This is a genomic window from Pseudomonas sp. TWP3-2 (assembly GCF_049897765.1).
Classification (GTDB): domain Bacteria; phylum Pseudomonadota; class Gammaproteobacteria; order Pseudomonadales; family Pseudomonadaceae; genus Aquipseudomonas.
The window spans coordinates 143,556-166,816 of sequence record NZ_JAFCWW010000010.1; the positions used below are offsets into that span (position 1 = coordinate 143,556).

At 58.4% G+C, this 23,261-nt stretch carries 26 protein-coding genes and 1 pseudogene; 13 read left to right on the forward strand and 14 right to left on the reverse strand.

Annotation, left to right across the window (positions count from 1 at the left end; translation table 11 throughout):
• The first annotated feature begins 5 nt into the window (after positions 1–5).
• Positions 6–1,262 (forward strand): NADP-dependent isocitrate dehydrogenase, encoded by a 1,257-nt coding sequence (gene icd / locus ACP7EE_RS16925; protein WP_426205392.1) that lies wholly within the window; start codon positions 6–8, stop codon positions 1,260–1,262.
• Between the two features lie 89 nt (positions 1,263–1,351).
• On the opposite strand, the gene ACP7EE_RS16930 is transcribed toward icd, so the two are convergent.
• The gene (locus ACP7EE_RS16930) at positions 1,352–1,633 is read right to left on the reverse strand and encodes a cold shock domain-containing protein (RefSeq protein ID WP_426235416.1); all 282 of its coding nucleotides are present in this window, start codon (positions 1,631–1,633) and stop codon (positions 1,352–1,354) included.
• A gap of 226 nt (positions 1,634–1,859) precedes the next feature.
• Here ACP7EE_RS16930 and clpS point away from each other — a divergent pair, with 226 nt between their 5' ends.
• Together clpS and clpA are read left to right on the forward strand one after the other, a co-directional pair.
• Positions 1,860–2,243: an ATP-dependent Clp protease adapter ClpS gene (gene clpS / locus ACP7EE_RS16935; RefSeq protein WP_236483710.1), complete on the forward strand. Its 384-nt coding sequence runs from the start codon at positions 1,860–1,862 to the stop codon at positions 2,241–2,243.
• Between the two features lie 30 nt (positions 2,244–2,273).
• On the forward strand, positions 2,274–4,544 hold the full coding sequence (gene clpA, locus ACP7EE_RS16940) for an ATP-dependent Clp protease ATP-binding subunit ClpA (protein WP_426235418.1): 2,271 nt from the start codon (positions 2,274–2,276) through the stop codon (positions 4,542–4,544).
• 944 nt (positions 4,545–5,488) lie between these two features.
• Here clpA and infA read toward each other — a convergent pair.
• From infA to ACP7EE_RS16960, 4 genes are all read right to left on the reverse strand, one after another.
• Complete coding sequence (gene infA / locus ACP7EE_RS16945; protein ID WP_002553999.1) at positions 5,489–5,707, reverse strand: translation initiation factor IF-1; 219 nt, start codon at positions 5,705–5,707, stop codon at positions 5,489–5,491.
• Between the two features lie 112 nt (positions 5,708–5,819).
• Positions 5,820–6,527, reverse strand: a complete 708-nt coding sequence (locus tag ACP7EE_RS16950; protein WP_426235420.1) for an arginyltransferase — start codon at positions 6,525–6,527, stop codon at positions 5,820–5,822.
• Between the two features lie 58 nt (positions 6,528–6,585).
• Positions 6,586–7,266, reverse strand: coding sequence for a leucyl/phenylalanyl-tRNA--protein transferase (gene aat, locus ACP7EE_RS16955; protein WP_426205389.1), 681 nt, complete (start codon positions 7,264–7,266; stop codon positions 6,586–6,588).
• A gap of 11 nt (positions 7,267–7,277) precedes the next feature.
• Positions 7,278–7,709, reverse strand: a complete 432-nt coding sequence (locus tag ACP7EE_RS16960) for a hypothetical protein (RefSeq protein ID WP_426235423.1) — start codon at positions 7,707–7,709, stop codon at positions 7,278–7,280.
• Between the two features lie 3 nt (positions 7,710–7,712).
• Here ACP7EE_RS16960 and ACP7EE_RS16965 point away from each other — a divergent pair, with 3 nt between their 5' ends.
• The 6 genes from ACP7EE_RS16965 to cysG all read left to right on the forward strand — a co-directional run bounded on the left by ACP7EE_RS16965 (position 7,713) and on the right by cysG (position 15,252).
• Entirely contained in the window at positions 7,713–10,154 is a 2,442-nt protein-coding gene (locus ACP7EE_RS16965; protein WP_426205388.1) for a DNA translocase FtsK, read from the forward strand.
• A 65-nt stretch (positions 10,155–10,219) separates the two neighbouring features.
• Positions 10,220–10,840: an outer membrane lipoprotein chaperone LolA gene (lolA, locus tag ACP7EE_RS16970; RefSeq protein WP_426205387.1), complete on the forward strand. Its 621-nt coding sequence runs from the start codon at positions 10,220–10,222 to the stop codon at positions 10,838–10,840.
• A gap of 24 nt (positions 10,841–10,864) precedes the next feature.
• Positions 10,865–12,187 carry a replication-associated recombination protein A gene (locus ACP7EE_RS16975; RefSeq protein ID WP_426235425.1) on the forward strand — a complete coding sequence of 441 codons (1,323 nt, stop codon included), beginning with the start codon at positions 10,865–10,867 and terminating at the stop codon, positions 12,185–12,187.
• Positions 12,187–12,561 (forward strand): fluoride efflux transporter CrcB, encoded by a 375-nt coding sequence (crcB, locus tag ACP7EE_RS16980; RefSeq protein WP_420648956.1) that lies wholly within the window; start codon positions 12,187–12,189, stop codon positions 12,559–12,561. Before ACP7EE_RS16975 ends, crcB begins: the two co-directional genes overlap by 1 nt.
• Positions 12,562–12,576: 15 nt before the next feature.
• Positions 12,577–13,857 carry a serine--tRNA ligase gene (serS, locus tag ACP7EE_RS16985; RefSeq protein ID WP_426235427.1) on the forward strand — a complete coding sequence of 427 codons (1,281 nt, stop codon included), beginning with the start codon at positions 12,577–12,579 and terminating at the stop codon, positions 13,855–13,857.
• Positions 13,858–15,252, forward strand: coding sequence for a siroheme synthase CysG (cysG, locus tag ACP7EE_RS16990; RefSeq protein ID WP_426235429.1), 1,395 nt, complete (start codon positions 13,858–13,860; stop codon positions 15,250–15,252).
• 178 nt (positions 15,253–15,430) lie between these two features.
• Here the strand turns inward: cysG and ACP7EE_RS16995 are convergent, their stop codons facing one another.
• The 7 genes from ACP7EE_RS16995 to ACP7EE_RS17025 form a co-directional block, all read right to left on the reverse strand.
• A complete protein-coding gene (locus tag ACP7EE_RS16995; protein WP_426235431.1) occupies positions 15,431–16,432 on the reverse strand; it encodes a glutathione S-transferase family protein in 1,002 nt (333 codons plus the stop codon).
• Positions 16,433–16,524: 92 nt separating this feature from the next.
• Positions 16,525–17,526, reverse strand: coding sequence for a glycosyl transferase family protein (locus ACP7EE_RS17000; protein WP_426235433.1), 1,002 nt, complete (start codon positions 17,524–17,526; stop codon positions 16,525–16,527).
• Positions 17,523–17,858, reverse strand: coding sequence for a TusE/DsrC/DsvC family sulfur relay protein (locus tag ACP7EE_RS17005; protein ID WP_426235435.1), 336 nt, complete (start codon positions 17,856–17,858; stop codon positions 17,523–17,525). The genes ACP7EE_RS17000 and ACP7EE_RS17005 overlap by 4 nt, the downstream gene beginning before the upstream one ends.
• Positions 17,855–18,148 (reverse strand): sulfurtransferase complex subunit TusB, encoded by a 294-nt coding sequence (gene tusB / locus ACP7EE_RS17010; RefSeq protein WP_426235437.1) that lies wholly within the window; start codon positions 18,146–18,148, stop codon positions 17,855–17,857. Before tusB ends, ACP7EE_RS17005 begins: the two co-directional genes overlap by 4 nt.
• Positions 18,148–18,504 (reverse strand): sulfurtransferase complex subunit TusC, encoded by a 357-nt coding sequence (tusC, locus tag ACP7EE_RS17015; protein ID WP_426235439.1) that lies wholly within the window; start codon positions 18,502–18,504, stop codon positions 18,148–18,150. Before tusC ends, tusB begins: the two co-directional genes overlap by 1 nt.
• Before the next feature lies 1 nt (position 18,505).
• Positions 18,506–18,898 (reverse strand): sulfurtransferase complex subunit TusD, encoded by a 393-nt coding sequence (gene tusD, locus ACP7EE_RS17020; RefSeq protein WP_426205379.1) that lies wholly within the window; start codon positions 18,896–18,898, stop codon positions 18,506–18,508.
• Positions 18,899–18,979: 81 nt separating this feature from the next.
• The gene (locus ACP7EE_RS17025; RefSeq protein ID WP_420648947.1) at positions 18,980–19,309 is read right to left on the reverse strand and encodes a DUF6388 family protein; all 330 of its coding nucleotides are present in this window, start codon (positions 19,307–19,309) and stop codon (positions 18,980–18,982) included.
• A 135-nt stretch (positions 19,310–19,444) separates the two neighbouring features.
• On the opposite strand from ACP7EE_RS17025, the gene ACP7EE_RS17030 reads away from it, so the two are divergent.
• Positions 19,445–19,795, forward strand: coding sequence for a hypothetical protein (locus tag ACP7EE_RS17030; protein WP_426235441.1), 351 nt, complete (start codon positions 19,445–19,447; stop codon positions 19,793–19,795).
• Between the two features lie 20 nt (positions 19,796–19,815).
• Here the strand turns inward: ACP7EE_RS17030 and ACP7EE_RS17035 are convergent, their stop codons facing one another.
• Positions 19,816–20,241 (reverse strand): GNAT family N-acetyltransferase, encoded by a 426-nt coding sequence (locus tag ACP7EE_RS17035; protein WP_426235443.1) that lies wholly within the window; start codon positions 20,239–20,241, stop codon positions 19,816–19,818.
• 146 nt (positions 20,242–20,387) lie between these two features.
• On the opposite strand from ACP7EE_RS17035, the gene ACP7EE_RS17040 reads away from it, so the two are divergent.
• The 3 genes and pseudogenes from ACP7EE_RS17040 to ACP7EE_RS17050 all read left to right on the forward strand — a co-directional run.
• Positions 20,388–20,825: a hemerythrin domain-containing protein gene (locus ACP7EE_RS17040; protein ID WP_420648944.1), complete on the forward strand. Its 438-nt coding sequence runs from the start codon at positions 20,388–20,390 to the stop codon at positions 20,823–20,825.
• 221 nt (positions 20,826–21,046) lie between these two features.
• Positions 21,047–21,682 (forward strand): lytic polysaccharide monooxygenase auxiliary activity family 9 protein, encoded by a 636-nt coding sequence (locus ACP7EE_RS17045; protein WP_426235445.1) that lies wholly within the window; start codon positions 21,047–21,049, stop codon positions 21,680–21,682.
• A 39-nt stretch (positions 21,683–21,721) separates the two neighbouring features.
• A pseudogene (locus ACP7EE_RS17050) lies at positions 21,722–22,756 on the forward strand (chitinase); the annotation flags it as partial.
• Between the two features lie 109 nt (positions 22,757–22,865).
• Here the strand turns inward: ACP7EE_RS17050 and ACP7EE_RS17055 are convergent.
• A complete protein-coding gene (locus ACP7EE_RS17055) occupies positions 22,866–23,261 on the reverse strand; it encodes an Imm50 family immunity protein (RefSeq protein ID WP_426235447.1) in 396 nt (131 codons plus the stop codon).

A 23,261-nucleotide genomic window follows, 5' to 3' on the forward strand; every position in this document is an offset into this window, starting at 1 on the left:
TCAGCATGGGTTACAAGAAGATTCAGGTTCCAGCCGTCGGCGACAAAATCACCGTCAACGCAGACCATTCTCTCAATGTTCCTGAGAACCCGATCATCCCCTTCATCGAGGGTGATGGCATTGGGGTTGATATCAGCCCGGTCATGATCAAGGTTGTCGATGCTGCCGTTGAGAAAGCCTACGGCGGCAAGCGCAAGATCTCCTGGATGGAAGTTTACGCCGGCGAGAAGGCGACTCAGGTTTACGATCAGGACACCTGGCTGCCTCAGGAAACCCTCGATGCGGTCAAGGACTACGTAGTCTCCATCAAAGGCCCGCTGACCACCCCGGTCGGTGGCGGCATCCGCTCGCTGAACGTGGCGCTGCGTCAGCAGCTCGATCTGTATGTCTGCCTGCGCCCGGTGCGCTGGTTTGAAGGCGTGCCGAGCCCGGTGAAAAAGCCTGGCGATGTCGACATGACCATCTTCCGCGAGAACTCCGAAGACATTTACGCCGGTATCGAATGGAAGGCCGGCTCGCCGGAAGCGACCAAGGTCATCAAATTCCTTAAAGAAGAAATGGGCGTCACCAAGATCCGTTTCGACGAAAACTGCGGCATCGGCGTCAAGCCGGTTTCGCTGCAAGGCACCAAGCGTCTGGCGCGCAAAGCACTGCAATACGTGGTCGACAATGACCGCGATTCGCTGACCATCGTGCACAAAGGCAACATCATGAAGTTCACCGAAGGTGCCTTCAAGGAATGGGCCTACGAAGTGGCGGCCGAAGAATTCGGCGCGACCCTGCTCGACGGTGGCCCGTGGATGCAGTTCAAGAACCCGAAAACCGGCAAGAATGTTGTGGTCAAAGATGCAATCGCCGATGCCATGCTCCAGCAAATCCTGCTACGCCCGGCCGAATATGACGTGATCGCTACCTTGAACCTCAATGGCGACTACCTCTCCGACGCGCTGGCGGCAGAAGTGGGTGGTATCGGTATCGCACCGGGTGCCAACCTGTCCGACACCATTGCCATGTTCGAAGCGACTCACGGTACTGCGCCGAAATACGCCGGCAAGGACCAGGTCAATCCGGGCTCGCTGATTCTGTCCGCGGAGATGATGTTGCGACATATGGGCTGGACCGAAGCGGCAGATCTGATCATCAAGGGCACCAATGGCGCGATTTCCGCCAAGACCGTGACCTATGACTTCGAACGTCTGATGGACGGCGCGAAGCTGGTGTCTTCCTCCGGCTTTGGCGATGCGCTGATCTCGCACATGTAAACGCCCCTGTAATAATCAGCTACAACAAAACCGCCCGGCTCGAGTAATCGAGTCGGGCGGTTTTTTCTGGCAGGTGGTTTGTATTCGTTTTAGCTGGTTACCTTCTGGTGCGCGGCGGCGACCGAGGCGGCATCTGATGCGACCTCAGCAGCAGTAATTTTGACCGCATGCAGACCCTTGGGGCCTTGCACCATTTCGAATTTGACTTTTTGCCCGGCCTTGAGGGTTTTGTATCCGTCCATTTCAATGGCGGAATAATGGGCAAAGAAATCGATGTCTTTACCGTCCTCGTCCTTACCCTGCGGGGCATCGGTATTGATGAATCCGAACCCCTTGGCATTGTTGAACCATTTCACCGTGCCGACCGCCATGCTCAAATCCCTCTGCAACAGTCTCCATCGCTGGAGTATCATCCAATGAGTCCGCAGTCATCTTCATAATATAAAGATTGACTCCGCGGATCTTTTTTACCCACTGTGGGTTCTATTGGTTGTAACACCGTTTTCCCGATAGTCAAGGTGACCGGGCAGTCGGAGTTGAAAACGTGCCAAAGCGCCCCCACCACTGTATTTGCACAACTGACGAACCTTTCTTTCCATGCATGCAATCAGCCAGATTCGACTAACATTCAATCAGGATCGCCCGACCTTCCAAAAGGATCATCCGGAGGAACACGACGACGATTCGGCGGGCGTTGCTGTTCAGGAAGCAAAGCCTGCGTTGCAGGCGCCACCGATGTACAAGGTGGTTTTGTTTAATGATGACTACACACCGATGGATTTCGTCGTCGAAGTGCTCGAGGTGTTTTTTAACCTGAATCGCGAGCTGGCGACCAAGGTCATGCTGGCCGTCCACACAGAAGGGCGGGCAGTATGTGGAGTGTTTACCCGTGACATCGCCGAGACAAAGGCCATGCAGGTCAACCAGTACGCCAGGGAAAGCCAGCATCCGCTACTCTGTGAAATCGAGAAGGACGGTTAATCGCCGACCACTTGGGTATGAGGTGAAGCTATGTTAAACCGCGAGCTCGAAGTCACCCTCAATCTTGCCTTCAAGGAGGCTCGTTCGAAACGTCATGAATTCATGACCGTCGAACACCTGCTGCTGGCGCTATTGGATAATGAGGCTGCCGCCACCGTTTTGCGTGCCTGCGGCGCAAACCTCGACAAACTCAAGCATGATCTGCAGGAGTTCATCGACTCCACCACGCCATTGATCCCCGTCCACGACGAAGATCGCGAAACCCAGCCAACCCTGGGCTTTCAGCGTGTACTGCAGCGTGCTGTCTTTCATGTACAGAGCTCGGGCAAACGCGAAGTAACCGGCGCCAATGTGCTGGTTGCAATCTTCAGTGAGCAAGAGAGTCAGGCAGTGTTCCTGCTGAAACAGCAGAGCGTTGCGCGCATTGATGTCGTCAACTACATCGCTCACGGCATCTCCAAGGTGCCAGGGCACGGCGATCACTCTGAAGGTGAACAAGATATGCAGGACGACGAGGGCGGTGAGTCTTCTTCTTCAGGCAATCCTCTGGATGCTTATGCCAGCAACCTCAACGAACTCGCGCGTCAGGGTCGAATCGACCCGTTGGTCGGCCGTGAAATGGAAGTCGAGCGTGTCGCGCAGATCCTCGCGCGCCGCCGTAAAAACAATCCGCTGCTGGTAGGCGAAGCAGGTGTGGGTAAAACCGCGATTGCCGAAGGCCTGGCCAAGCGTATTGTCGACAACCAGGTGCCCGACCTGCTGGCGAACAGCGTGGTGTATTCGCTGGATCTTGGCGCGTTGTTGGCCGGCACAAAGTACCGTGGCGATTTCGAGAAGCGCTTCAAGGCCCTGCTTAACGAACTGAAAAAGCGTCCGCAGGCGATCCTGTTCATCGACGAAATCCACACCATTATTGGTGCGGGTGCCGCGTCCGGTGGCGTCATGGATGCCTCGAACCTGCTCAAGCCGCTGCTGTCGTCCGGTGATATCCGCTGCATCGGCTCGACCACCTTCCAGGAATTCCGCGGCATCTTCGAGAAGGATCGTGCCTTGGCTCGGCGCTTCCAGAAAGTCGATGTGTCGGAGCCTTCGGTGGAAGACACCATCGGTATCCTGCGCGGTCTGAAGGGGCGTTTCGAAACGCACCACAACATCGAGTACAGCGATGAAGCCTTGCGTGCCGCTGCCGAACTGGCTTCGCGCTACATCAATGACCGGCACATGCCGGACAAAGCCATCGATGTGATTGACGAGGCCGGCGCCTACCAGCGTCTGCAACCGGTCGAGAAGCGCGCCAAGCGCATCGAAGTCCCGCACGTTGAAGACATCGTGGCCAAGATCGCGCGGATTCCGCCGAAGCACGTCAACACCTCTGATCGGGAGTTGTTGCGTAACCTCGAGCGTGACCTGAAGCTGACGGTGTTTGGTCAGGACGCGGCGATCGATTCGCTGTCGACTGCGATCAAACTGTCGCGCGCCGGTCTGAAGTCGCCTGACAAACCAGTCGGTTCGTTCCTGTTCGCAGGGCCGACCGGTGTCGGTAAAACCGAAGCGGCGCGGCAGTTGGCCAAAGCGCTCGGGATCGAGTTGGTGCGTTTCGACATGTCCGAGTACATGGAGCGTCACACCGTATCGCGTCTGATCGGTGCGCCTCCGGGTTATGTCGGCTTCGATCAGGGCGGTCTGTTGACCGAAGCGATCACCAAGCAACCGCATTGCGTGCTGCTGCTCGACGAAATCGAGAAGGCGCATCCGGAAGTCTTCAACTTGCTGTTGCAGGTGATGGACCACGGTACGCTGACCGACAACAACGGACGCAAGGCGGATTTCCGCAATGTGATCGTGATCATGACCACCAACGCTGGTGCCGAAACTGCGGCGCGTGCTTCGATTGGTTTCACGCATCAGGATCATTCGTCCGATGCGATGGAAGTGATCAAGAAGAGTTTCACGCCGGAATTCCGCAACCGTCTGGATACCATTATCCAGTTTGGTCGCCTCAGTCATGAGGTCATCAAAAGTGTGGTGGACAAGTTCCTCACCGAACTTCAGGCGCAGTTGGAAGACAAGCGTGTCTTGCTGGAGGTGACTGACGCGGCGCGTAGCTGGATTGCGGCGGGTGGTTACGATGCGGCGATGGGTGCACGTCCGATGGCGCGTCTGATTCAGGACAAGATCAAGCGTCCGTTGGCGGAGGAGATTCTGTTTGGCGAGCTGGCCGAGCATGGCGGTGTGGTACACATCGACATCAAGGATGGTGAGTTGACGTTTGACTTCGAGACTACGGCGGAAATGGCCTGACATTGTTGTTAAGCGAAAGGCGCCTTCGGGCGCCTTTTTTGTTTTGCGGGGTTTTTTGGTTTTGGGTTTATATCCGTTTTTTTGGTGATGGCGAGTTAGGGTTCCGCCCTTACGGCGGGTCACTTTTGCAAACGCCCAAAAGTAACCAAAACGCTGTATCCCTGACGTTCGGCCCTCGCTGTGGCTCGGGTTCCTTCGCTCCGGGATTGATCCGGGGGCATCGCCTCCGGTTTGCTGCGCTGCACCTCCTCTCGATGTGTTTGGCTGCGCCAAACGGTCGCTGCGCTCCCACCCCCGGATCAATCCCTCCACTCAGCCTGCCGACGGGCGCTCGAGATCAAGAGCTGCTCTCGAGCTAACGCTCATTGTGTTGAGTGGTGAGAGGCGGGTGTTCGGCTTTGGTTTTGCGGTGGATTCACCCCTCTCCCTTAGGAGAGGGGGCCGATTTGTGTGCTTTTCAAAACCTGAGTTCAACGCGGTATCGCACGTCGGCGTACCTCTGCCAAACCACTCGGTCAGTCCCCTCTCCCTCCGGGAGAGGGCTAGGGTGAGGGGCTTTTGATCCGGCTTTTGATCCGGCTTTTGATGTGGCTTTTGATCTCCAGCTCCATCGGCAGGCCGAGCGTAGGCGTCCATCAGGGGTAGGCGCGCAGCGCCGTGCGGCGCAGCCGCATTCATCGAGAGGAGGTGCAGCGCAGCAAACCGGAGGCGATGCCCCTGATGGGCGCCGTAGCGAGGGAACACTGAGCCTAAGCGAGGTGCCGTACGTCAGGGAGAAGCCTTTTGGGTTACCTTTTTGGCGTTTGAAAAAGGTGACCCGCCGTAAGGGCGGAACCCTAAGAAGCCATCACCGCAGCAACGGATATGCTCACAAATCCAAAAAAGCCCAAATCGCAGACAAACAAAAACGCCCGGAATAACCCGGGCGTTCTGTATTGACTTGATTAACGAGCGCGGTAAGTAATACGCCCTTTGCTCAAGTCATAGGGCGTCAGCTCGACGCGCACTTTGTCACCGGTAAGAATACGAATGTAGTTCTTGCGCATCTTGCCGGAAATATGCGCGGTTACGACGTGCCCATTTTCCAACTCCACACGAAACATGGTGTTGGGCAGGGTGTCGACGACAGTGCCTTCCATTTCGAAGCTGTCTTCTTTCGACATGCAGTAAAGCCCTCGGTATCCAATGAATGGCCCGGTGCAACTGCGCCAGGCAAAAGCGGCGTGCATTGTGCCCGAAAAATGGTGTTTACGCCAAGGGGTTTACGGCTTGCGTTTAGTTGAGGACAACCCAGCGCTGATTAATCAGTAGTTCGATGGGCCGATATTGGGTCTTGTAGCTCATCTTTTTGCAGTTCTTGATCCAGTATCCGAGGTACACCGCTTCAAGTCCCAGGCGCTGGGCCTCGGCGATCTGCCACAGGATTGCGTAGCGACCGAGGCTGCGGCGCTCTTCCGCCGGCTCGTAGAAGGTGTAGACCGCCGACAGGCCGTTCGGCAGCAGATCGGTCACGGCGACCGCCAGCAACCGTCCGTCGAGACGAAATTCGTAGAAGCGCGAGAAGGGCAGGTCACGTACCAGAAAAGTCGAGAATTGATCGCGACTGGGCGGGTACATATCGCCGTCGGCATGGCGCTGTTCGATGTAGCGCTGGTAGAGATCGAAATATTCTTCGCTGAAGCCTGGTTTGACCGGGTGAATCTGAAGGTCGACGTTGCGCTTGAAGATGCGCTTCTGCTGTCGGTTCGGGCTGAACTGCGCGACCGGAATACGCGCAGGTACACACGCATTGCAGTTCTGGCAATGTGGGCGGTACAAATGGTCGCCGCTGCGACGAAAGCCCATTTCCGACAGGTCTGCGTAGACGTGCACATCCATGGGCTGGCTAGGGTCGAGAAACAGGGTTGTCGCCTGCTCCTCGGGCAGATAACTGCAAGAGTGGGGCTGAGTGGCATAGAACTTCAACCGCGCCAACTCGGTCATGAATCAAACCTCGGGATAAGCTGGTTAATCAAGTGTAAGCCACGCGCGCAAAAGTCGCTCAGCAAACCCAGGTGGCACGATTGGGTTGATCGAGATGACGGCCCAGATAGTCGGCGAATGTCGAGCGCGAGATCGCGCGGGCGCCGAGGCTGTGCAGATGATCGGTCGGCATCTGACAGTCGATCAGCACGAAACCCGAGTCTTTCAGATGCTGCACCAGAGTGGCAAAGCCGAATTTTGAGGCGTTATCGGCACGGCTGAACATCGACTCGCCGAAAAACAGTTGGCCCATCGCCAGGCCGTACAGGCCGCCGACCAGTTCGCCCTGATCCCAGACTTCCACCGAGTGGGCGAAGCCGCGCTGGTGCAGTTCGACGTAGGCATCCTGCATGGCTTGGGTGATCCAGGTGCCGTCGGCGTAGTCGCGCGGCGCGGCGCAGGCGCGGATCACTGCATCGAAATCCTGATCGAAGGTCACTTGATAGCGTTGTTGGCGCAGGAGTTTGCCGAGGCTGCGCGAGACGTGCAATTCGTCGGGAAACAGCACGGTGCGCGGATCGGGCGACCACCACAGGATCGGCTGACCCTCCGAGAACCACGGAAAGCAGCCGTGCCGATAGGCCTGGATCAGGCGATCGGCAGAAAGATCGCCACCGGCGGCCAGTAATCCGTTGGGATCGCGCATGGCCTTTTCCAGTGGCGGAAAATTCAGGGAATTGCGTTGCAACCAAGTCAGCATGGCGTCCGGGCTTACAGAAGGGGAGGGTAGTGGGCGCTCAGGCCCGCGCTCAAGTGTGCCGTTAAATGGCGGCCATGTCCTGCCGATCCTGCACAACGCATGCACTGCTGCAACTTGATGCGATATGTGCGGTCGTAAGCGGACTTCATGATCGCCCGCAATGTGTGCTTTGCCGCGTTCATCGCGATGTTCATCAAATAGCCCTCATAAGCCTTTGTAACAAAACATAATGCATGCTCAAATTGAGCCGCAGCTTTTGCCCGTTTGACTATGCTGTGAAACATGGCATCGGACGCGCAAACCCGTACAATGCCGGGCTGTTTTAGAATCTTCGCTACGCGCCCCGGTTTATTAATCCCGGCGTGCAGTGTTAAAAGTAGTCCCAGTTGCGCCTGCTCACTTTTTTTACCTGCCTGGATCGGGCAGTTTTTATTGTCACTCAATAGATGGACGCGCCACGGCGCAGGAAAAGAAGCGTTTTGAAGAAATCCACCGCAGCACCCAAAACAGTCGTCCCGCTCTGGCGCCAGCAATTGCACTACCGGCTCAAGGAAGGTGCATTGATCGCCATCGGTGCCCTGTGCCTGTTCCTGATGATGGCTTTGCTGACCTACGGCAAGGACGATCCGGGCTGGAGCCACAACAGCAAGATCGACGACGTACAGAACTTCGGCGGTCCGGCCGGTTCCTACAGCGCCGACATCCTGTTCATGGTGCTGGGTTACTTCGCCTATATCTTCCCGCTGCTGCTGGCGGTCAAGGCTTATCAGATCTTCCGTCAGCGCCACGAGCCGTGGCAGTGGAGCGGCTGGCTGTTCTCCTGGCGCCTGATCGGTCTGGTGTTTCTGGTGCTGTCCGGCGCTGCGCTGGCGCACATTCACTTCCACGCTGCTACCGGTCTGCCAGCAGGCGCGGGTGGTGCGCTGGGCGAAAGCCTTGGCGATCTGGCGCGCAATGCACTGAATATTCAGGGCAGCACGCTGATGTTCATAGCGCTGTTCCTGTTCGGCCTGACGGTGTTTACCGATCTGTCGTGGTTCAAGGTGATGGACGTCACCGGCAAGATCACGCTCGATCTGTTCGAACTGTTCCAGGGCGCGCTCAATCGCTGGTGGGCTGCACGCACCGAACGCAAGCAACTGGTCGCGCAACTGCGTGAAGTCGATGATCGCGTGCATGATGTGGTCGCACCGACCGTCACCGACAAGCGCGAGCAGGCCAAGGTCAAGGAACGCCTGATCGAGCGCGAGCAGGCTCTGAGCAAGCACATGTCCGACCGCGAGAAGCAGGTGCCGCCGGTCATCGCACCGGCCCCGGTCAAAGCGCCTGAGCCAAGCAAGCGCGTGCAGAAAGAGAAACAGGCGCCATTGTTCGTCGACAGCGCCGTGGAAGGCACCTTGCCGCCGATCTCGATCCTCGATCCTGCGGAAAAGAAACAACTCAATTACTCGCCTGAATCCTTGGCGGCGGTCGGCCACTTGCTGGAGATCAAGCTCAAGGAATTCGGCGTCGAAGTCACTGTGGATTCGATTCACCCCGGCCCGGTGATCACCCGTTACGAAATCCAGCCAGCCGCGGGCGTGAAAGTCAGCCGCATTTCCAACCTGGCGAAAGACTTGGCGCGTTCGCTGGCCGTGACCAGTGTGCGCGTGGTTGAAGTGATTCCCGGCAAGACGACCGTCGGTATCGAGATTCCTAACGAAGACCGGCAGATCGTGCGTTTCTCCGAAGTGCTGTCGACCCCGGAGTACGACAACTTCAAGTCGCCGGTTACCCTGGCGCTGGGTCACGACATCGGTGGCAAACCGGTGATCACCGACCTGGCGAAGATGCCGCATTTGCTGGTGGCCGGTACCACCGGTTCCGGTAAGTCGGTGGGCGTCAACGCGATGATTCTGTCGATCCTGTTCAAGTCCGGCCCGGAAGACGCCAAGCTGATCATGATCGACCCGAAAATGTTGGAACTGTCGATCTACGAAGGCATTCCGCATTTGCTGTGCCCGGTCGTGACCGACATGAAGGACGCCGCCAACGCCCTGCGCTGGAGCGTCGCCGAGATGGAACGGCGCTACAAACTAATGGCAAAAATGGGCGTGCGTAACCTGTCCGGCTTCAACGCCAAGGTCAAGGAAGCGCAGGACGCCGGCGAGCCGCTGAGCGATCCGCTGTACAAGCGCGAAAGCATCCACGACGAAGCGCCGCTGCTGCAGAAGCTGCCGACCATCGTTGTGGTGGTCGACGAATTCGCCGACATGATGATGATCGTCGGCAAGAAGGTTGAAGAGCTGATCGCGCGTATTGCGCAAAAAGCACGTGCCGCCGGTATTCACTTGATTCTCGCGACCCAGCGTCCATCGGTGGACGTGATTACCGGTCTGATCAAGGCCAACATTCCGACCCGTATGGCGTTCCAGGTCTCGAGCAAGATCGATTCCCGGACCATCATTGACCAGGGCGGCGCTGAGCAATTGCTCGGCCACGGTGACATGCTCTACATGCCACCCGGCACCAGCCTGCCGATCCGGGTTCATGGCGCGTTCGTTTCCGACGAAGAAGTACACCGTGTGGTCGAAGCCTGGAAGCTGCGCGGCGCACCGGAATACAACGACGATATCCTCAACGGTGTCGAAGAGGCGGGCAGCGGTTTCGAAGGCAGCAGTGGTGGTGGCGACGGTGATGATCCGGAAGCCGACGCGCTGTACGACGAAGCCGTGCAGTTCGTGCTGGAAAGCCGCCGCGCCTCGATTTCCGCAGTACAGCGCAAGCTGAAGATTGGGTACAACCGCGCCGCACGCATGATCGAAGCCATGGAAATGGCCGGGGTCGTGACGTCGATGAACACCAACGGTTCGCGTGAAGTACTGGCCCCTGGCCCGGTGCGCGACTGATTCAAATGTAATGGACGGTGCATGAGGCGCCGTCCACTTTCCTACGCGTATTCAAGAGGACTCCCATGCGTCTTATCCGCATGTTGCTGCCAGTACTGGCGCTGACCACTTTTACAGCCCACGCCGATGACAAGGACGTGGCGCGTCTGACCCAATTGCTGGAGCAATCCAATACCCTGACCGCGCGTTTTTCGCAGCTCACGCTGGATGGCGGCGGCACCCAGTTGCAGGAAACCACCGGCGAAATGTCCCTGCAGCGTCCGGGCCTGTTCTACTGGCACACCGAAGCGCCTAACGAGCAGACCATGGTCTCCGACGGCAAGAAAGTCACCTTGTGGGACCCGGATCTGGAACAGGTCACGATCAAAAAGCTTGATCCGCGCCTGACCCAGACTCCAGCGCTGTTGCTGTCAGATGATGTATCGAAAATCAGCCAGAGCTTCGACATCAGCGCCAAAGAAGCCGGTGGCGTGATCGACTTCACTCTGAAGCCGAAAACCAAAGACACCCTGTTCGACAGCCTGCGTCTGTCGTTCCGCAACGGTCTGGTCAATGACATGCAACTGATCGACAGCGTCGGCCAACGCACCAATATCCTGTTCACCGGGGTCAAGGCCAACGCAGCGATCCCTGCATCGAAGTTCAAGTTCGACATCCCCAAGGGTGCCGATGTGATTCAGGAATAAGCACAGAGGTTTCAACGGTACGTGATGGATCTGTTTCGCAGTGCACCGATTGCCCAGCCGCTGGCCGCCCGTTTGCGCGCGACCAATCTGGATGAGTACGTCGGTCAGGAACACCTGCTCGCTCGCGGCAAGCCTCTGCGTGAGGCGCTGGAGCAGGGTGCCCTGCATTCGATGATCTTCTGGGGCCCGCCGGGCGTGGGTAAAACCACGCTGGCGCGGCTGCTCGCGGAAGTCTCGGATGCGCACTTCGAAACGGTCTCGGCGGTGCTCGCCGGGGTCAAGGAGATCCGTCAGGCGGTGGAAATCGCCAAGCAGCAAGCCGGGCAATACGGCAAGCGCACTATTTTGTTCGTCGATGAAGTGCACCGCTTCAACAAATCCCAGCAGGATGCATTCCTGCCATATGTTGAAGACGGCACGCTGATCTTCATCGGCGCTACCACCGAAAATCCCTCGTTTGAACTGAACAACGCGCTCCTTTCGCGGGCGCGAGTCTATGTACTCAAAAGCCTCGACGAAGCCGCGTTGCGCAAACTGGTGCAGCGCGCGCTCACCGAAGAGCGCGGTCTGGGCAAGCGCAATCTGACGCTGAATGACGAAGGCTTCCAGATGCTGCTGTCCGCAGCCGATGGCGATGGCCGGCGTCTGCTGAATTTGCTTGAAAACGCTTCGGATCTGGCCGAAGACGACAGCGAAATCGGCAGCGAACTCCTGCAAAGCCTGCTCGGCGACACCCGTCGACGCTTCGACAAGGGTGGCGAAGCCTTCTACGACCAGATTTCCGCGCTGCACAAATCGGTCCGCGGCTCGAACCCGGACGGTGCGCTGTACTGGTTCGCGCGAATGATCGACGGCGGCTGCGATCCGTTATACCTGGCCCGGCGCGTGGTGCGCATGGCCAGCGAAGACATCGGCAACGCCGACCCGCGCGCCCTGAGCCTGTGTCTTGCAGCGTGGGAAGTGCAGGAACGCCTGGGCAGTCCCGAAGGCGAATTGGCGGTGGCCCAGGCCATCACCTATCTGGCCTGCGCGCCGAAAAGCAACGCGGTGTACATGGGTTTCAAAACCGCACTGCGCGCCGCCGCCGAACACGGTTCGCTGGAAGTCCCGCTGCACCTGCGCAACGCGCCGACCAAACTGATGAAACAGCTCGGCTACGGCGATGAATACCGTTACGCCCATGACGAGCCAGACGCGTATGCCGCCGGTGAAGACTATTTTCCGGACGAACTCGAGCCGATTCCGTTCTACCAGCCGGTGCCCCGTGGCCTCGAATTGAAGATCGGCGAGAAGCTCAATCACCTCGCGCAACTCGACCGTTTAAGCCCAAGACAGCGGAGAAAATAGTGCTTCCATTGATCGTTGCGGTCTCGGCCGGCGGGGTTGCCGGCACCTTGTTGCGCTTCGCCACCGGTAATTGGATCAACGCCAATTGGCCGCGGCACTTCTATACCGCGACGCTGGCCGTTAATATCGTGGGCTGCCTGCTGATCGGCGTGTTGTACGGCCTGTTTTTGCTACGCCCGGAGGTGCCGATCGAGGTGCGTGCCGGGTTGATGGTCGGCTTCCTCGGGGGGCTGACGACTTTTTCATCCTTTTCACTGGATACGGTGCGCTTGCTGGAAAGCGGGCAAGTGCCGCTGGCCCTGGGCTATGCGGCGATCAGCGTATTCGGCGGGCTGCTCGCCACCTGGGCCGGCCTGTCCCTGACCAAACTTTGATAACGAGAAACCGACATGCTCGATTCCAAACTGTTACGTAGCAACCTTCAGGACGTAGCGGACCGCCTGGCTTCCCGTGGCTTTGCCCTGGATGTCGCGCGCATCGAAGCGCTGGAAGAACAGCGCAAGACCGTCCAGACCCGCACCGAAGCACTGCAGGCTGAGCGTAATGCGCGTTCCAAGTCCATCGGTCAGGCCAAGCAGCGCGGCGAAGACATCGCGCCGCTGATGGCTGACGTCGAGCGCATGGCGGGCGAATTGAGTGCCGGTAAAGTCGAACTGGATGCAATCCAGACTGAACTGGATTCGATCCTGCTCGGCATTCCCAACCTGCCGCACGAATCGGTGCCGGTTGGCAAAGACGAAGAAGACAACGTCGAAGTGCGCCGCTGGGGCACGCCGACTGCATTCGATTTCGAAGTGAAGGACCACGTTGCGCTGGGCGAGAAGTTCGGCTGGCTCGACTTCGAAACCGCTGCGAAGCTGTCCGGCGCACGTTTCGCCCTGCTGCGCGGCCCGATCGCCCGTCTGCACCGCGCCCTGGCGCAGTTCATGATCAACCTGCACGTCAACGAGCACGGCTACGAAGAGGCCTACACGCCTTATCTGGTTCAGGCGCCGGCGCTGCAAGGCACTGGTCAACTGCCGAAGTTCGAAGAAGACCTGTTTAAGATCACTCGCGAAGGCGAAGCCGATCTGTACCTGATTCCGACTGCGGAAGTGTCGCTGACCAACATCGTCGCCGGCGAAATCGTCGATTCGAAACTGCTACCGATCAAGTTCGTCGCCCACACCCCGTGCTTCCGTAGTGAAGCCGGTGCGTCGGGTCGCGACACCCGTGGCATGATCCGTCAGCACCAGTTCGACAAGGTTGAGATGGTGCAGATCGTTGAGCCATCGCAGTCGATGGAAGCGCTGGAAGGCCTGACCGCCAACGCTGAAAAAGTCCTGCAACTGCTCGAATTGCCTTACCGCACTCTGGCGCTGTGCACCGGCGACATGGGCTTCAGCGCGGTCAAGACCTACGATCTGGAAGTGTGGATCCCGAGCCAGGACAAGTACCGCGAAATCTCCTCGTGCTCGAACTGCGGCGATTTCCAGGCGCGTCGTATGCAAGCGCGTTTCCGCAACCCGGAAACCGGCAAGCCTGAGCTGGTGCATACCCTGAACGGCTCCGGTCTGGCAGTGGGGCGTACCCTGGTTGCCGTGCTGGAAAACTATCAGCAGGCTGACGGTTCGATCCGCGTGCCGGACGTTCTCAAGCCGTACATGGGTGGCCTCGAGGTCATCGGCTAAATGAAATATCTGCCGCTGTTTCACAACCTGCGCGGCAGTCGTGTGTTGGTCGTCGGTGGGGGGGAAATTGCCTTGCGCAAATCCCGTCTGCTGGCCGACGCCGGTGCGCTGCTGCGGGTGGTCGCACCTGAAATCGAAACGCAATTGGCTGAACTGGTCGCTGCCAGCGGTGGCGAGTGCCTGTTGCGCGGTTATGTCGAAACGGATCTCGACGATTGCGGGCTGATCATTGCCGCCACCGACGACGAAATGCTCAATGCGCAAGTCTCCACCGATGCCCATCGGCGTTGCGTGCCGGTCAACGTGGTCGACGCGCCTGCGCTGTGCAGTGTGATTTTCCCGGCGATCGTCGATCGCTCGCCGCTGATCATCGCGGTGTCCAGCGGCGGCGATGCGCCGGTGCTGGCGCGTCTGATCCGCGCCAAGATCGAAACCTGGATTCCTTCAACCTACGGCCAGTTGGCCGGACTGGCTGCGCGTTTTCGGAATCAGGTCAAAGGCTTGTTTCCGGACGTGCAGCAGCGTCGCGGTTTCTGGGAAGACGTGTTTCAAGGCCCGATTGCCGATCGGCAACTGGCCGGGCAGGGCACCGAGGCCGAGCGTCTGTTGCAGGCGAAAATCGACGGGGAACCGAGCATCACTACCGGTGAGGTGTATCTGGTGGGAGCCGGGCCGGGTGATCCGGATCTGCTGACTTTCCGTGCCTTGCGCTTGATGCAGCAAGCCGATGTGGTGCTCTATGACCGCTTGGTGGCTCCGGCAATTCTCGAGCTGTGTCGTCGCGACGCCGAGCGGGTTTACGTCGGCAAACGTCGTGCCGAACACGCTGTGCCGCAGGATCAGATCAACCAGCAACTGGTCGATCTGGCCAAGGCCGGTAAACGCGTGGTGCGCTTGAAGGGCGGTGATCCGTTCATCTTTGGCCGTGGCGGCGAAGAGATCGAAGAACTGGCGGCGCATGGCATTCCGTTTCAGGTCGTGCCGGGCATTACTGCGGCCAGTGGTTGTGCGGCGTATGCCGGGATTCCGCTGACTCATCGTGACTATGCGCAATCAGTGCGCTTCGTCACCGGTCACTTGAAGGACGGTTCCACCGATCTGCCATGGGCGGACCTTGTCGCGCCGGCGCAGACGCTGGTGTTCTACATGGGGCTGGTGGGCTTGCCGGTGATTTGCGAGCAGTTGATCAAGCATGGTCGAGCGGCGGATACCCCGGCGGCGTTGATTCAGCAGGGCACTACCGTCAATCAGCGGGTGTTTACCGGGACGTTGGCCGACTTGCCGCGCTTGGTGGCGGAGCATGAAGTGCATGCGCCGACACTGGTGATCGTCGGTGAGGTGGTGCAACTGCGCGAGAAACTCGCATGGTTTGAAGGCGCACAGGCGCAGGTCTGATAGACCGAGTCGCGCCCATCGCTGGCAAGCCAGCTCCCACAGGTTTTGCGTTGAAGCTGCAATCTCCAGCATCACCCAAGGCCTGTGGAATCGTAGTGGAGCTGTAATCTCCAGCATCACACAAATCACTGTGGGAGCTGGCTTGCCAGCGATGGGGCCCTCAAATACACCGAATCAATCAACCCCGGCGCCAAACGCCTTTGCCACTCAGCCGTTCGCGGTCATGCGCCACGGTAAAATCCTGCTCCGGCCCCTTCGGCACCACACCAGTCGGGTTAATGGTCTTGTGGCTAGCGTAGTAGTGATGCTTGATGTGCTGAAAATCCACCGTCTCGGCCACACCCGGCACCTGATACATCTCGCGCAACCAGTTCGACAGGTTCGGATAATCGGCAATCCGCCGCAGATTGCACTTGAAGTGCCCGTGATACACCGCGTCAAAGCGGATCAGCGTGGTAAACAAGCGCACATCCGCTTCAGTCAGGTATTCGCCGCTCAAGTAGCGATTCGCGCCCAGCACCTGCTCCAGATGATCCAGTTCGGCAAACACCTCATCGAAAGCTTGTTCATACGCTTGCTGCGAAGTGGCGAATCCGGCGCGATACACGCCGTTATTTACCGCTGGATAAATCCGCTCGTTCAGGGCATCGATTTCACCGCGTAATGGCGCCGGGTAAAAATCCAGGTCGTTGCCAGTCAGATGATCAAACGCGCTGTTGAACATGCGGATGATTTCCGCCGACTCATTGCTGACGATGCGCTTGAGCTGTTTGTCCCACAGCACCGGCACAGTGACGCGGCCGGTGTAGTCGGCGGTGTCGGCGGTGTAGCGCTGGTGCATGAAGTCAAAATCATCGAGTTTGTCGCCGGTCGAACCGAGGTTCTGGTCGAAGGTCCAGCCGTTCTCGAGCATCAGCCAGCTAACGACTGAGACGTCGATCAGACTTTCCAGCCCTTTGAGTTTGCGCAGGATCAGCGTGCGATGCGCCCATGGGCAAGCGAGCGAAACGTAGAGGTGATAACGTCCGGCCTCGGCAGCGAAACCGCCGTCACCGCTCAGGCCTGGCTGGCCGTCAGCGGTGACCCAGTTGCGCCGTTGCGCCTGTTCGCGCTGGAACGCACCGTCCTTGCTGCTTTCGTACCACTTGTCCTGCCAGTGGCCATCGACGAGTAAACCCATGATCAAGACTCCACAAATCAATAATTCGTTGGAGTCGAGTCTATTCCGATGAGTTCGAACAAAAAGCGCAAAGATCGGGCGTGAATGATCGGTTAAATCGATTTGTTGCGTGCGGCCCAGTACTGCTCGGCGGTCGCGAAGGCCTGTTCGCGGTTCTGGCCCAGACCGCGCAGCGCCAGTGCCATAGTCGAAATCAGCGCCATTTGCGGATAGCTGTCGACCACATCACCGCGCCAAACCGCTTTCAAATGCTCGACGTCCAGCGATGCCGGTTTGACGTGGCGTTGTGCCGACAACTGCGGCCATTCCTCGTCCCAGCTCTGACCGCCAGTGGTGCCGTACAAATGGCTGTCGGCGTCCGGGTTGATCTCGATTTCGCCGCCATCGCCCTTGACCACAATTGCGGTGTCGCCGAGCAAACCGCTGGCATCGCGATGCACTGCCTGATAGCCGGGGTGGAAAATGCTTTGCAAGCCGCAACGCGCGCCCAGTGGATTGAGAATCCGCGCCAGCGAATGAATCGGCGAACGCAGGCCGAGGGTGTTGCGCAGGTCGATCATGTTCTGTAACTGGGGCGCCCAGTCCACTAGCGGCATGAATGCCAGGCCGCCGTTGTCCAGCGCGCTGCCGACCTGCTGCCAGTCGCGGCACAACGGGATGTTCAGATCGCCAAGCAGTTGCTCCGAGTACATACGCCCGGCAGTGTGTGCGCCGCCGCCGTGCATGAAGATGCGCACGCCGTTCTGCGCCAGGCACTTGGCCGCCAGCAGATACCACGGCAGGTGACGCTTTTTGCCGGCGTAGGTCGGCCAGTCCAGATCGACATTCAATGCCGGCGCCTGCAAACGTTCGCGCAAGGCCTCGGTGAAGCCGGCCATTTCCTCGGCGCTTTCTTCCTTGTGGCGCAGCAACATCAGGAAGGCGCCGAGCTGGGTGTCTTCGACTTTATCGTCGAGCACCATGCCCATGGCTTCCCGGGCTTCGGTGCGGGTCAGGTCGCGGGCGCCGCGTTTGCCTTTGCCGAGAATCCGCACGAATTGCGCGAATGGGTGTTCGGCGGGCGTTTCGAGGGTCAGCGCTGGAAAGTCGGTCATAAGCAATTCGTCGGTTTGGGCAGGCCCGCCAGTTTCGCGGCGAGTTTGGCGGGGGTGCCTTTGAACAGTCGGTTCAGGTGCAGGCTGTTGCCTTTGTCCGCGCCGAGTTTCAGCGCGGTGTACTTGATCAGCGGCCGGGTCGCTGGCGACAGCTGGAATTCGGCGTAGAAGCTGCGCAGCAGTTCGAGGACTTCCCAGTGTTCGGCAGTCAATTTGATGTCTTCGGCAGCGGCGAGGGCGCTGGCAACGTCTGCCGACCAGTCGCTGAGGTCGACCAGGAAGCCGTCCTTGTCCAGTTCGATGGCGCGGGCGCCGACGTTCAAAACATTCATAGCCAGCTGTTGACCTTGTCATAGCGGATCGACAATTCGACGAAGCCCGGGTAATCGATCACTTCGGCCCAATGCGGGACCAATACCGCACGGGCTTCGGCATCTTCCGCCAGCACGTACAAATTTTCCTCACGGCGTTGCAAAGCAGCCAGCGGCGCGGTGTCCGGTTGCAGCGCGTAGACCGCGTCACCGGACAACAGCAAGGCATCAGAGCTGCCGATCAAACGCAGGCAACTGGTCAGTCGGTCGTCGCCGAACGGGGAATGAGACAACACATGCAAAGTCGACATCAGAGGGTGATCACCTGGTCGTAACGGTCAATAAGGGCGGTGATGTGAGCGGCACCAAGCGGTTGTGCTTCGTCCAGCGACAGTTGGCCCATGCCGCGAGCGTTGGCGCTTTCAGCGCAATAGAACAGTTCCTCAACGCCAAACATCGGCAGCGCTTGCAGATTGGCGCTCAGGTCTTTCTGTTGCAGGGCTTTGGCGTTCTGCCCGGCGCCGAGTTGCAGCACGCCGTCATCGAGAAACAGCAGGCCGATCGGCAGATCGAACGCGCCACCGGCCAGCACGATGTCCAGCGCCTCGCGCGCACTCGGGCCGGACCACGGTGATTGGCGGCTGATGATCAACAGGGATTTGGCCATCTCACGCGCCTCCAAAGCAGATCAGTCGGTCGGCGTCTTGCACCGCATCGTGCAGCTGACCGAGGCCGGACAATTCCCACGGTGCGCTGACGGCGACCGCTGCGCGCTGATAGCGCTTGGCTTCTTCGTCATTCAGCACACCACGGCGCAGGGCGGCGGCAATACACACCACACCGTCCAGATTTTGCTCGGTGATGAAGGCCCGCCATTGCTTGGGCAAGTCCAGTTCATCTTGCGGGGTGACCAGCGCATCCGAGGCGTTGAACACACCGTCCTGATAGAAAAACAGCCGGACAATTTCATGCCCCCCGGCCAGCGCCGCCTGAGCGAACAGCAGGGCGCGGCGCGAGGAGGGTGCGTGGGCGGCGGAGAACAACGCAATGGCGAACTTCATGACGGACTCGATCAGCAAAACTGCGGCCATGATAAAGCTTTCTCGGCGGGGCGGCGAAGTCGATGTTGTCCGTGCGATGCGTTACGGCTCTATGCCGTACAAATCGCAATACTCCAGCCAGTCCATACCGGCCATCTCCGCTACTTCGCGATGCACTTCCAGCCGTTGTGCCTGATATTCCTCAGGCGTGTCAGCGGTCAATTTCAACGTCAGTTCCCAGGCGAACAGGTTCAGGCTTTCAGCCTCGGCCTCAAACGCTTCGTGCAGGCGTTCTTCGCGGTACTGCGCCTGGGTTTCACCCTTGGCCTGGGCCAACAACGGATTCAGATGATCGAGGGTCTCGCGCAGTTCGGGCCGCGCATCGAGAAACAATTTCAAGGCGTGTTCGTGTCGCTGGTCGGTAGGCGCCATGGGCTTTCCTTGTAGGGCTTGATGACCATAGGGTGCAGGAGCAGGCGCAATGTGTCGCGCGCTAAATGCAGTAAAGCAGAACGTTTCGCGGCGCTGCGGTGATACAGTCCGCTTTTTTCTGAATGAGCGAATGCAATGCGAATTCTGATGGTAGCGCTGGCAGCGAGCATGCTGGCCGGTTGCGCAGGTTCGGTGATGGAAGATGCCCGCACCCAAACCCCGTACAAGGTGTTGAACTCGGACAAACCCGAGAACGTTGTGGCCCAGTGCGTGCAATTTTCCTGGCAGGACGAAGCGGTGTTTGGTGTGGATGCAGGCGCGTATCTGCAACCGGGCAAGAAGGGTGGCTCGACGGTTTATACCCGTTCGGCAGAGTCGTTTGTCGATGTCAGCAGTGATGCCTCTGGCACCCTGTTGAACTACTACGCGCAGAAAGATGATTTTGTCGCCAAGCGCCGATTGGCGGCGTTGGCGACCTGTCTGTAAAGCACAGCAGATCCGCCGGCTCAGCTGTTCAGGCGCTTCTGAAAGAAGTGGCGCTTGTGCCCCGGCGGATAATCCACCAGCTCACCGAACTGGCTGAAGCCGAGCTTCTTGTAGAACTCCGGCGCCTGAAAATCAAAGGTGTCCAGCCAGATCCCGATGCACCCGTTTTCCCGCGCCAGGTCTTCGGCCATTTGCATCAGTTTCGAGCCAATACCTTGCCCGCGGCCTTGCTCCGGCACCGCCAGCAAATCGATGAACAGCCACTGGCACACAAGTCGTCCATAGAGACCGCCGAGTATGACGTCCTGCTCATCACGCACCAGCAGGGTCAGCGGCTTGGATTTGGCAATTCCAGCCTTGGCAACGTTGTAAGCATGTAACGGCGCAAGAATCGCCAGGCGTTCTTCTTCCGTGTTGGTTTGCGACAGCTCGATCCGCAACGTCATGTGCTACTTCCTTATGGCAGAGACCCGCAGCCTAGCTGTCTCAAGCCAATTGTTCTATCCCTCGATTCATGTATGGAACCGCTGCTCTCGCGCCGGGGTCTAGGCATTTACAGCGTCAATTCAGAACGCATAGCCGAGGAGACTCCATGAACATTTTCGAAGCCCTGCGCGAAAGCCACGACCGTCAGCGCACCTACGCCAAGGCATTGATCGAGACCAGTGGCGACAGCCCGGAACGCGTCGAGGCCTACAAACAGCTCAAAGCCGAGTTGCAGGCCCATGAAACCGCTGAGGAACGCTTCTTCTATATCCCGTTGATGGAGATGGACCAAGGCGTCGACCTCAGCCGCCATGCCATCGCCGAACACCATGAAATGGACGAGATGATGGAAGAACTGGACGAGACCGAGATGTCCAGTCCGGCTTGGCTCGCGACTGCGAAGAAGCTGTCGGACAAGGTCCATCACCATCTGAAGGAGGAGGAGCAAAAGTTCTTCCAGATGGCCGGCAAACTGCTCGACGAAAAACAGAAAGAGCAACTCGCGGGGCAATACCAAAAGGAGTTCAAAGCTCAATTGGCTTGATCGCGGGATGCAGGTTTATGTGGTCTCGGCGTGTAATCCTTTCTCCATATGTCGAGTAGGATTACTCATAAAGCACTGTGTTTATATCCAGTGTTTTCAGCGTTTTCGTGAACCAGTGCCTGCGACCGCGACAAATCCGCCAATGGACAAAAAATCCACCTCCGTTAGGTTGAAGGCCTCTCCTCGGAAAGGAGAGTTCTTAAATCAACGGAGTGAAAAACATGAATCAACCACAAGCTGAAAATCAACTGCGACACGGTCGCGTCATCTCCCCGGCCAGTCGTGGCGCGGTGGCCATCGATCAAGGATTGCTCGGCGGCTGGCAGGTCAACGAGATGGAAGGGGGCAAAAACTTCCCGGCGCTGGTGGCCGGTCCGTTCCCGGCGCCTTACGAGTCGGATAGCCCAAGCGTAGTGCCACCGGCCGACGGTCACATTCTCAGCGGCGGCAAGGATGACGCCCGGGATTGTGTGAACTTCACCGCAGCGGAAATGAGCAAGAAACTCGGTCGTCCGTTTAAGTGGCCGCTGCTCAACGTCACGCCTGGCCAGACTCTGAAGGTCAATTGGGAGTACACCGCACCGCACACCACCCGTGGCTACCGTTGGCTGATCACCAAGGATGGCTGGGATCCACAGCAGCGCATCAGCCGTGCGCAACTGGACGCGCAGCCGTTCGCCGAGGATTTCTACACTCAGGTTCCGTACTACAGTCATTCGGCGGAATTGAAGGCCAAGGTCAATCACGAGGTGAAACTTCCGGCCAACAAGAAGGGTCACCACGTCATCGTCCTGATGTGGATCGTTGCCAACACCGGCAACGCTTTCTATCAAGCGTTCGATGTGGACTTCAAATAAGTCCGCAACACCAACCCACACGTTCTGAAGGATTAGAACATGTCGAATATCGATTTCACCTTATTGCAAAACAAGGCGAGCGACGCCGCTTCGCTGATGCCGAGCATTGCCGGCAAGAAGATCCTCATGGGCTTCTGGCATAACTGGCCGGCGGGGCCGAGCGACGGTTACCAACGCGGTCAGTTCGCCAACATCGCGCTCGAAGATGTGCCCAAGGACTACAACGTAGTCGCGGTGGCCTTCATGAAGGGCAGCGGGATCCCGACCTTCAAACCGTACAGCCTCTCCGATACCGAGTTCCGCCGTCAGGTCGGTGTGCTCAACAGTCAGGGGCGGGCGGTGCTGATCTCCCTCGGCGGCGCCGACGCGCACATCGAGTTGCGCAGCGGTCAGGAACAACCGCTGGCCAACGAAATCATCCGTCTGGTGGAAACCTACGGCTTTGATGGTCTGGACATCGATCTTGAACAGAGCGCGATTGATTTCGCTGCCAACAAGACTGTCCTGCCGGCCGCGCTGAAACTGGTCAAGGATCACTACGCCGGCCAGGGCAAACACTTCATCATCAGCATGGCGCCGGAGTTTCCGTACCTGACCAGCAACGGCAAATACGTCGACTACTTGCGGGCGCTGGAAGGCTACTACGACTTCATCGCCCCGCAGTTCTATAACCAGGGCGGCGACGGCGTCTGGGTGCCGGAAGCCAACAATGGCAGCGGCGCGTGGATCGCGCAGAACAACGATGCGCTGAAGGAAGACTTTCTGTACTACCTGACCGAAAGTCTGGTAACCGGCACACGCGGCTTCACCAAAATCCCGGCCGACAAGTTCGTCATCGGCCTGCCCACCAACGTCGACGCCGCTGCGACCGGTTACGTGATCGACAAAAACGCGGTCGGTAATGCGATGAAGCGCCTGGCCGTCAAAGGGCTGGCGATCAAGGGCTTGATGACCTGGTCGGTGAACTGGGACAACGGCGTGAGCAAGGATCGGGTGCCGTACAACTGGGAATTCAGTCGGCGGTATGGGCCACTGATTCACGGAGCGGCGTCAGCCACCCATGAGCCTGACGCTGCAACGGCGAACATCGCCCGTCAGTCGTAAACCAATAAAGAGCCCGGTAGCGCTGCCGGGCTTTTTTATGTCTGGCGACTGCTAGGTGCCTGATTTCGTGGTTTCCAACTCAAATAGGAGTATTTGTCAGATAGACAGAAGGGTCCCGGAGGTGCAGAAACGCTGTTGTGAACTCAATCGCAGAGTGCTCAGACACAGCCGCGATGGCAAAGTGGGAGCCGTGTTTCTGAATAGTTAGTTTCATAAGTTCGCTATTTGGGAGATTTCTAACCATGACGCTCTCAACTTCACTGCAACTAATTCCAATTCGGCAGGCGTTATATTCCATTGATTGCCACTTTCTCGGTGGGTTGTCTGGGAGATCTTTGATGTCGAATGCCATCGTCACTATGGAATGGTTGGTGTCAATGTTTAAGGAAAAAAGCTTTATGTTCCCAATCTCAATGCGACCACTGAATACCATGGAAAAAAAAGTACTACCGTCGAGGTCGTTCCAGTACTGCAT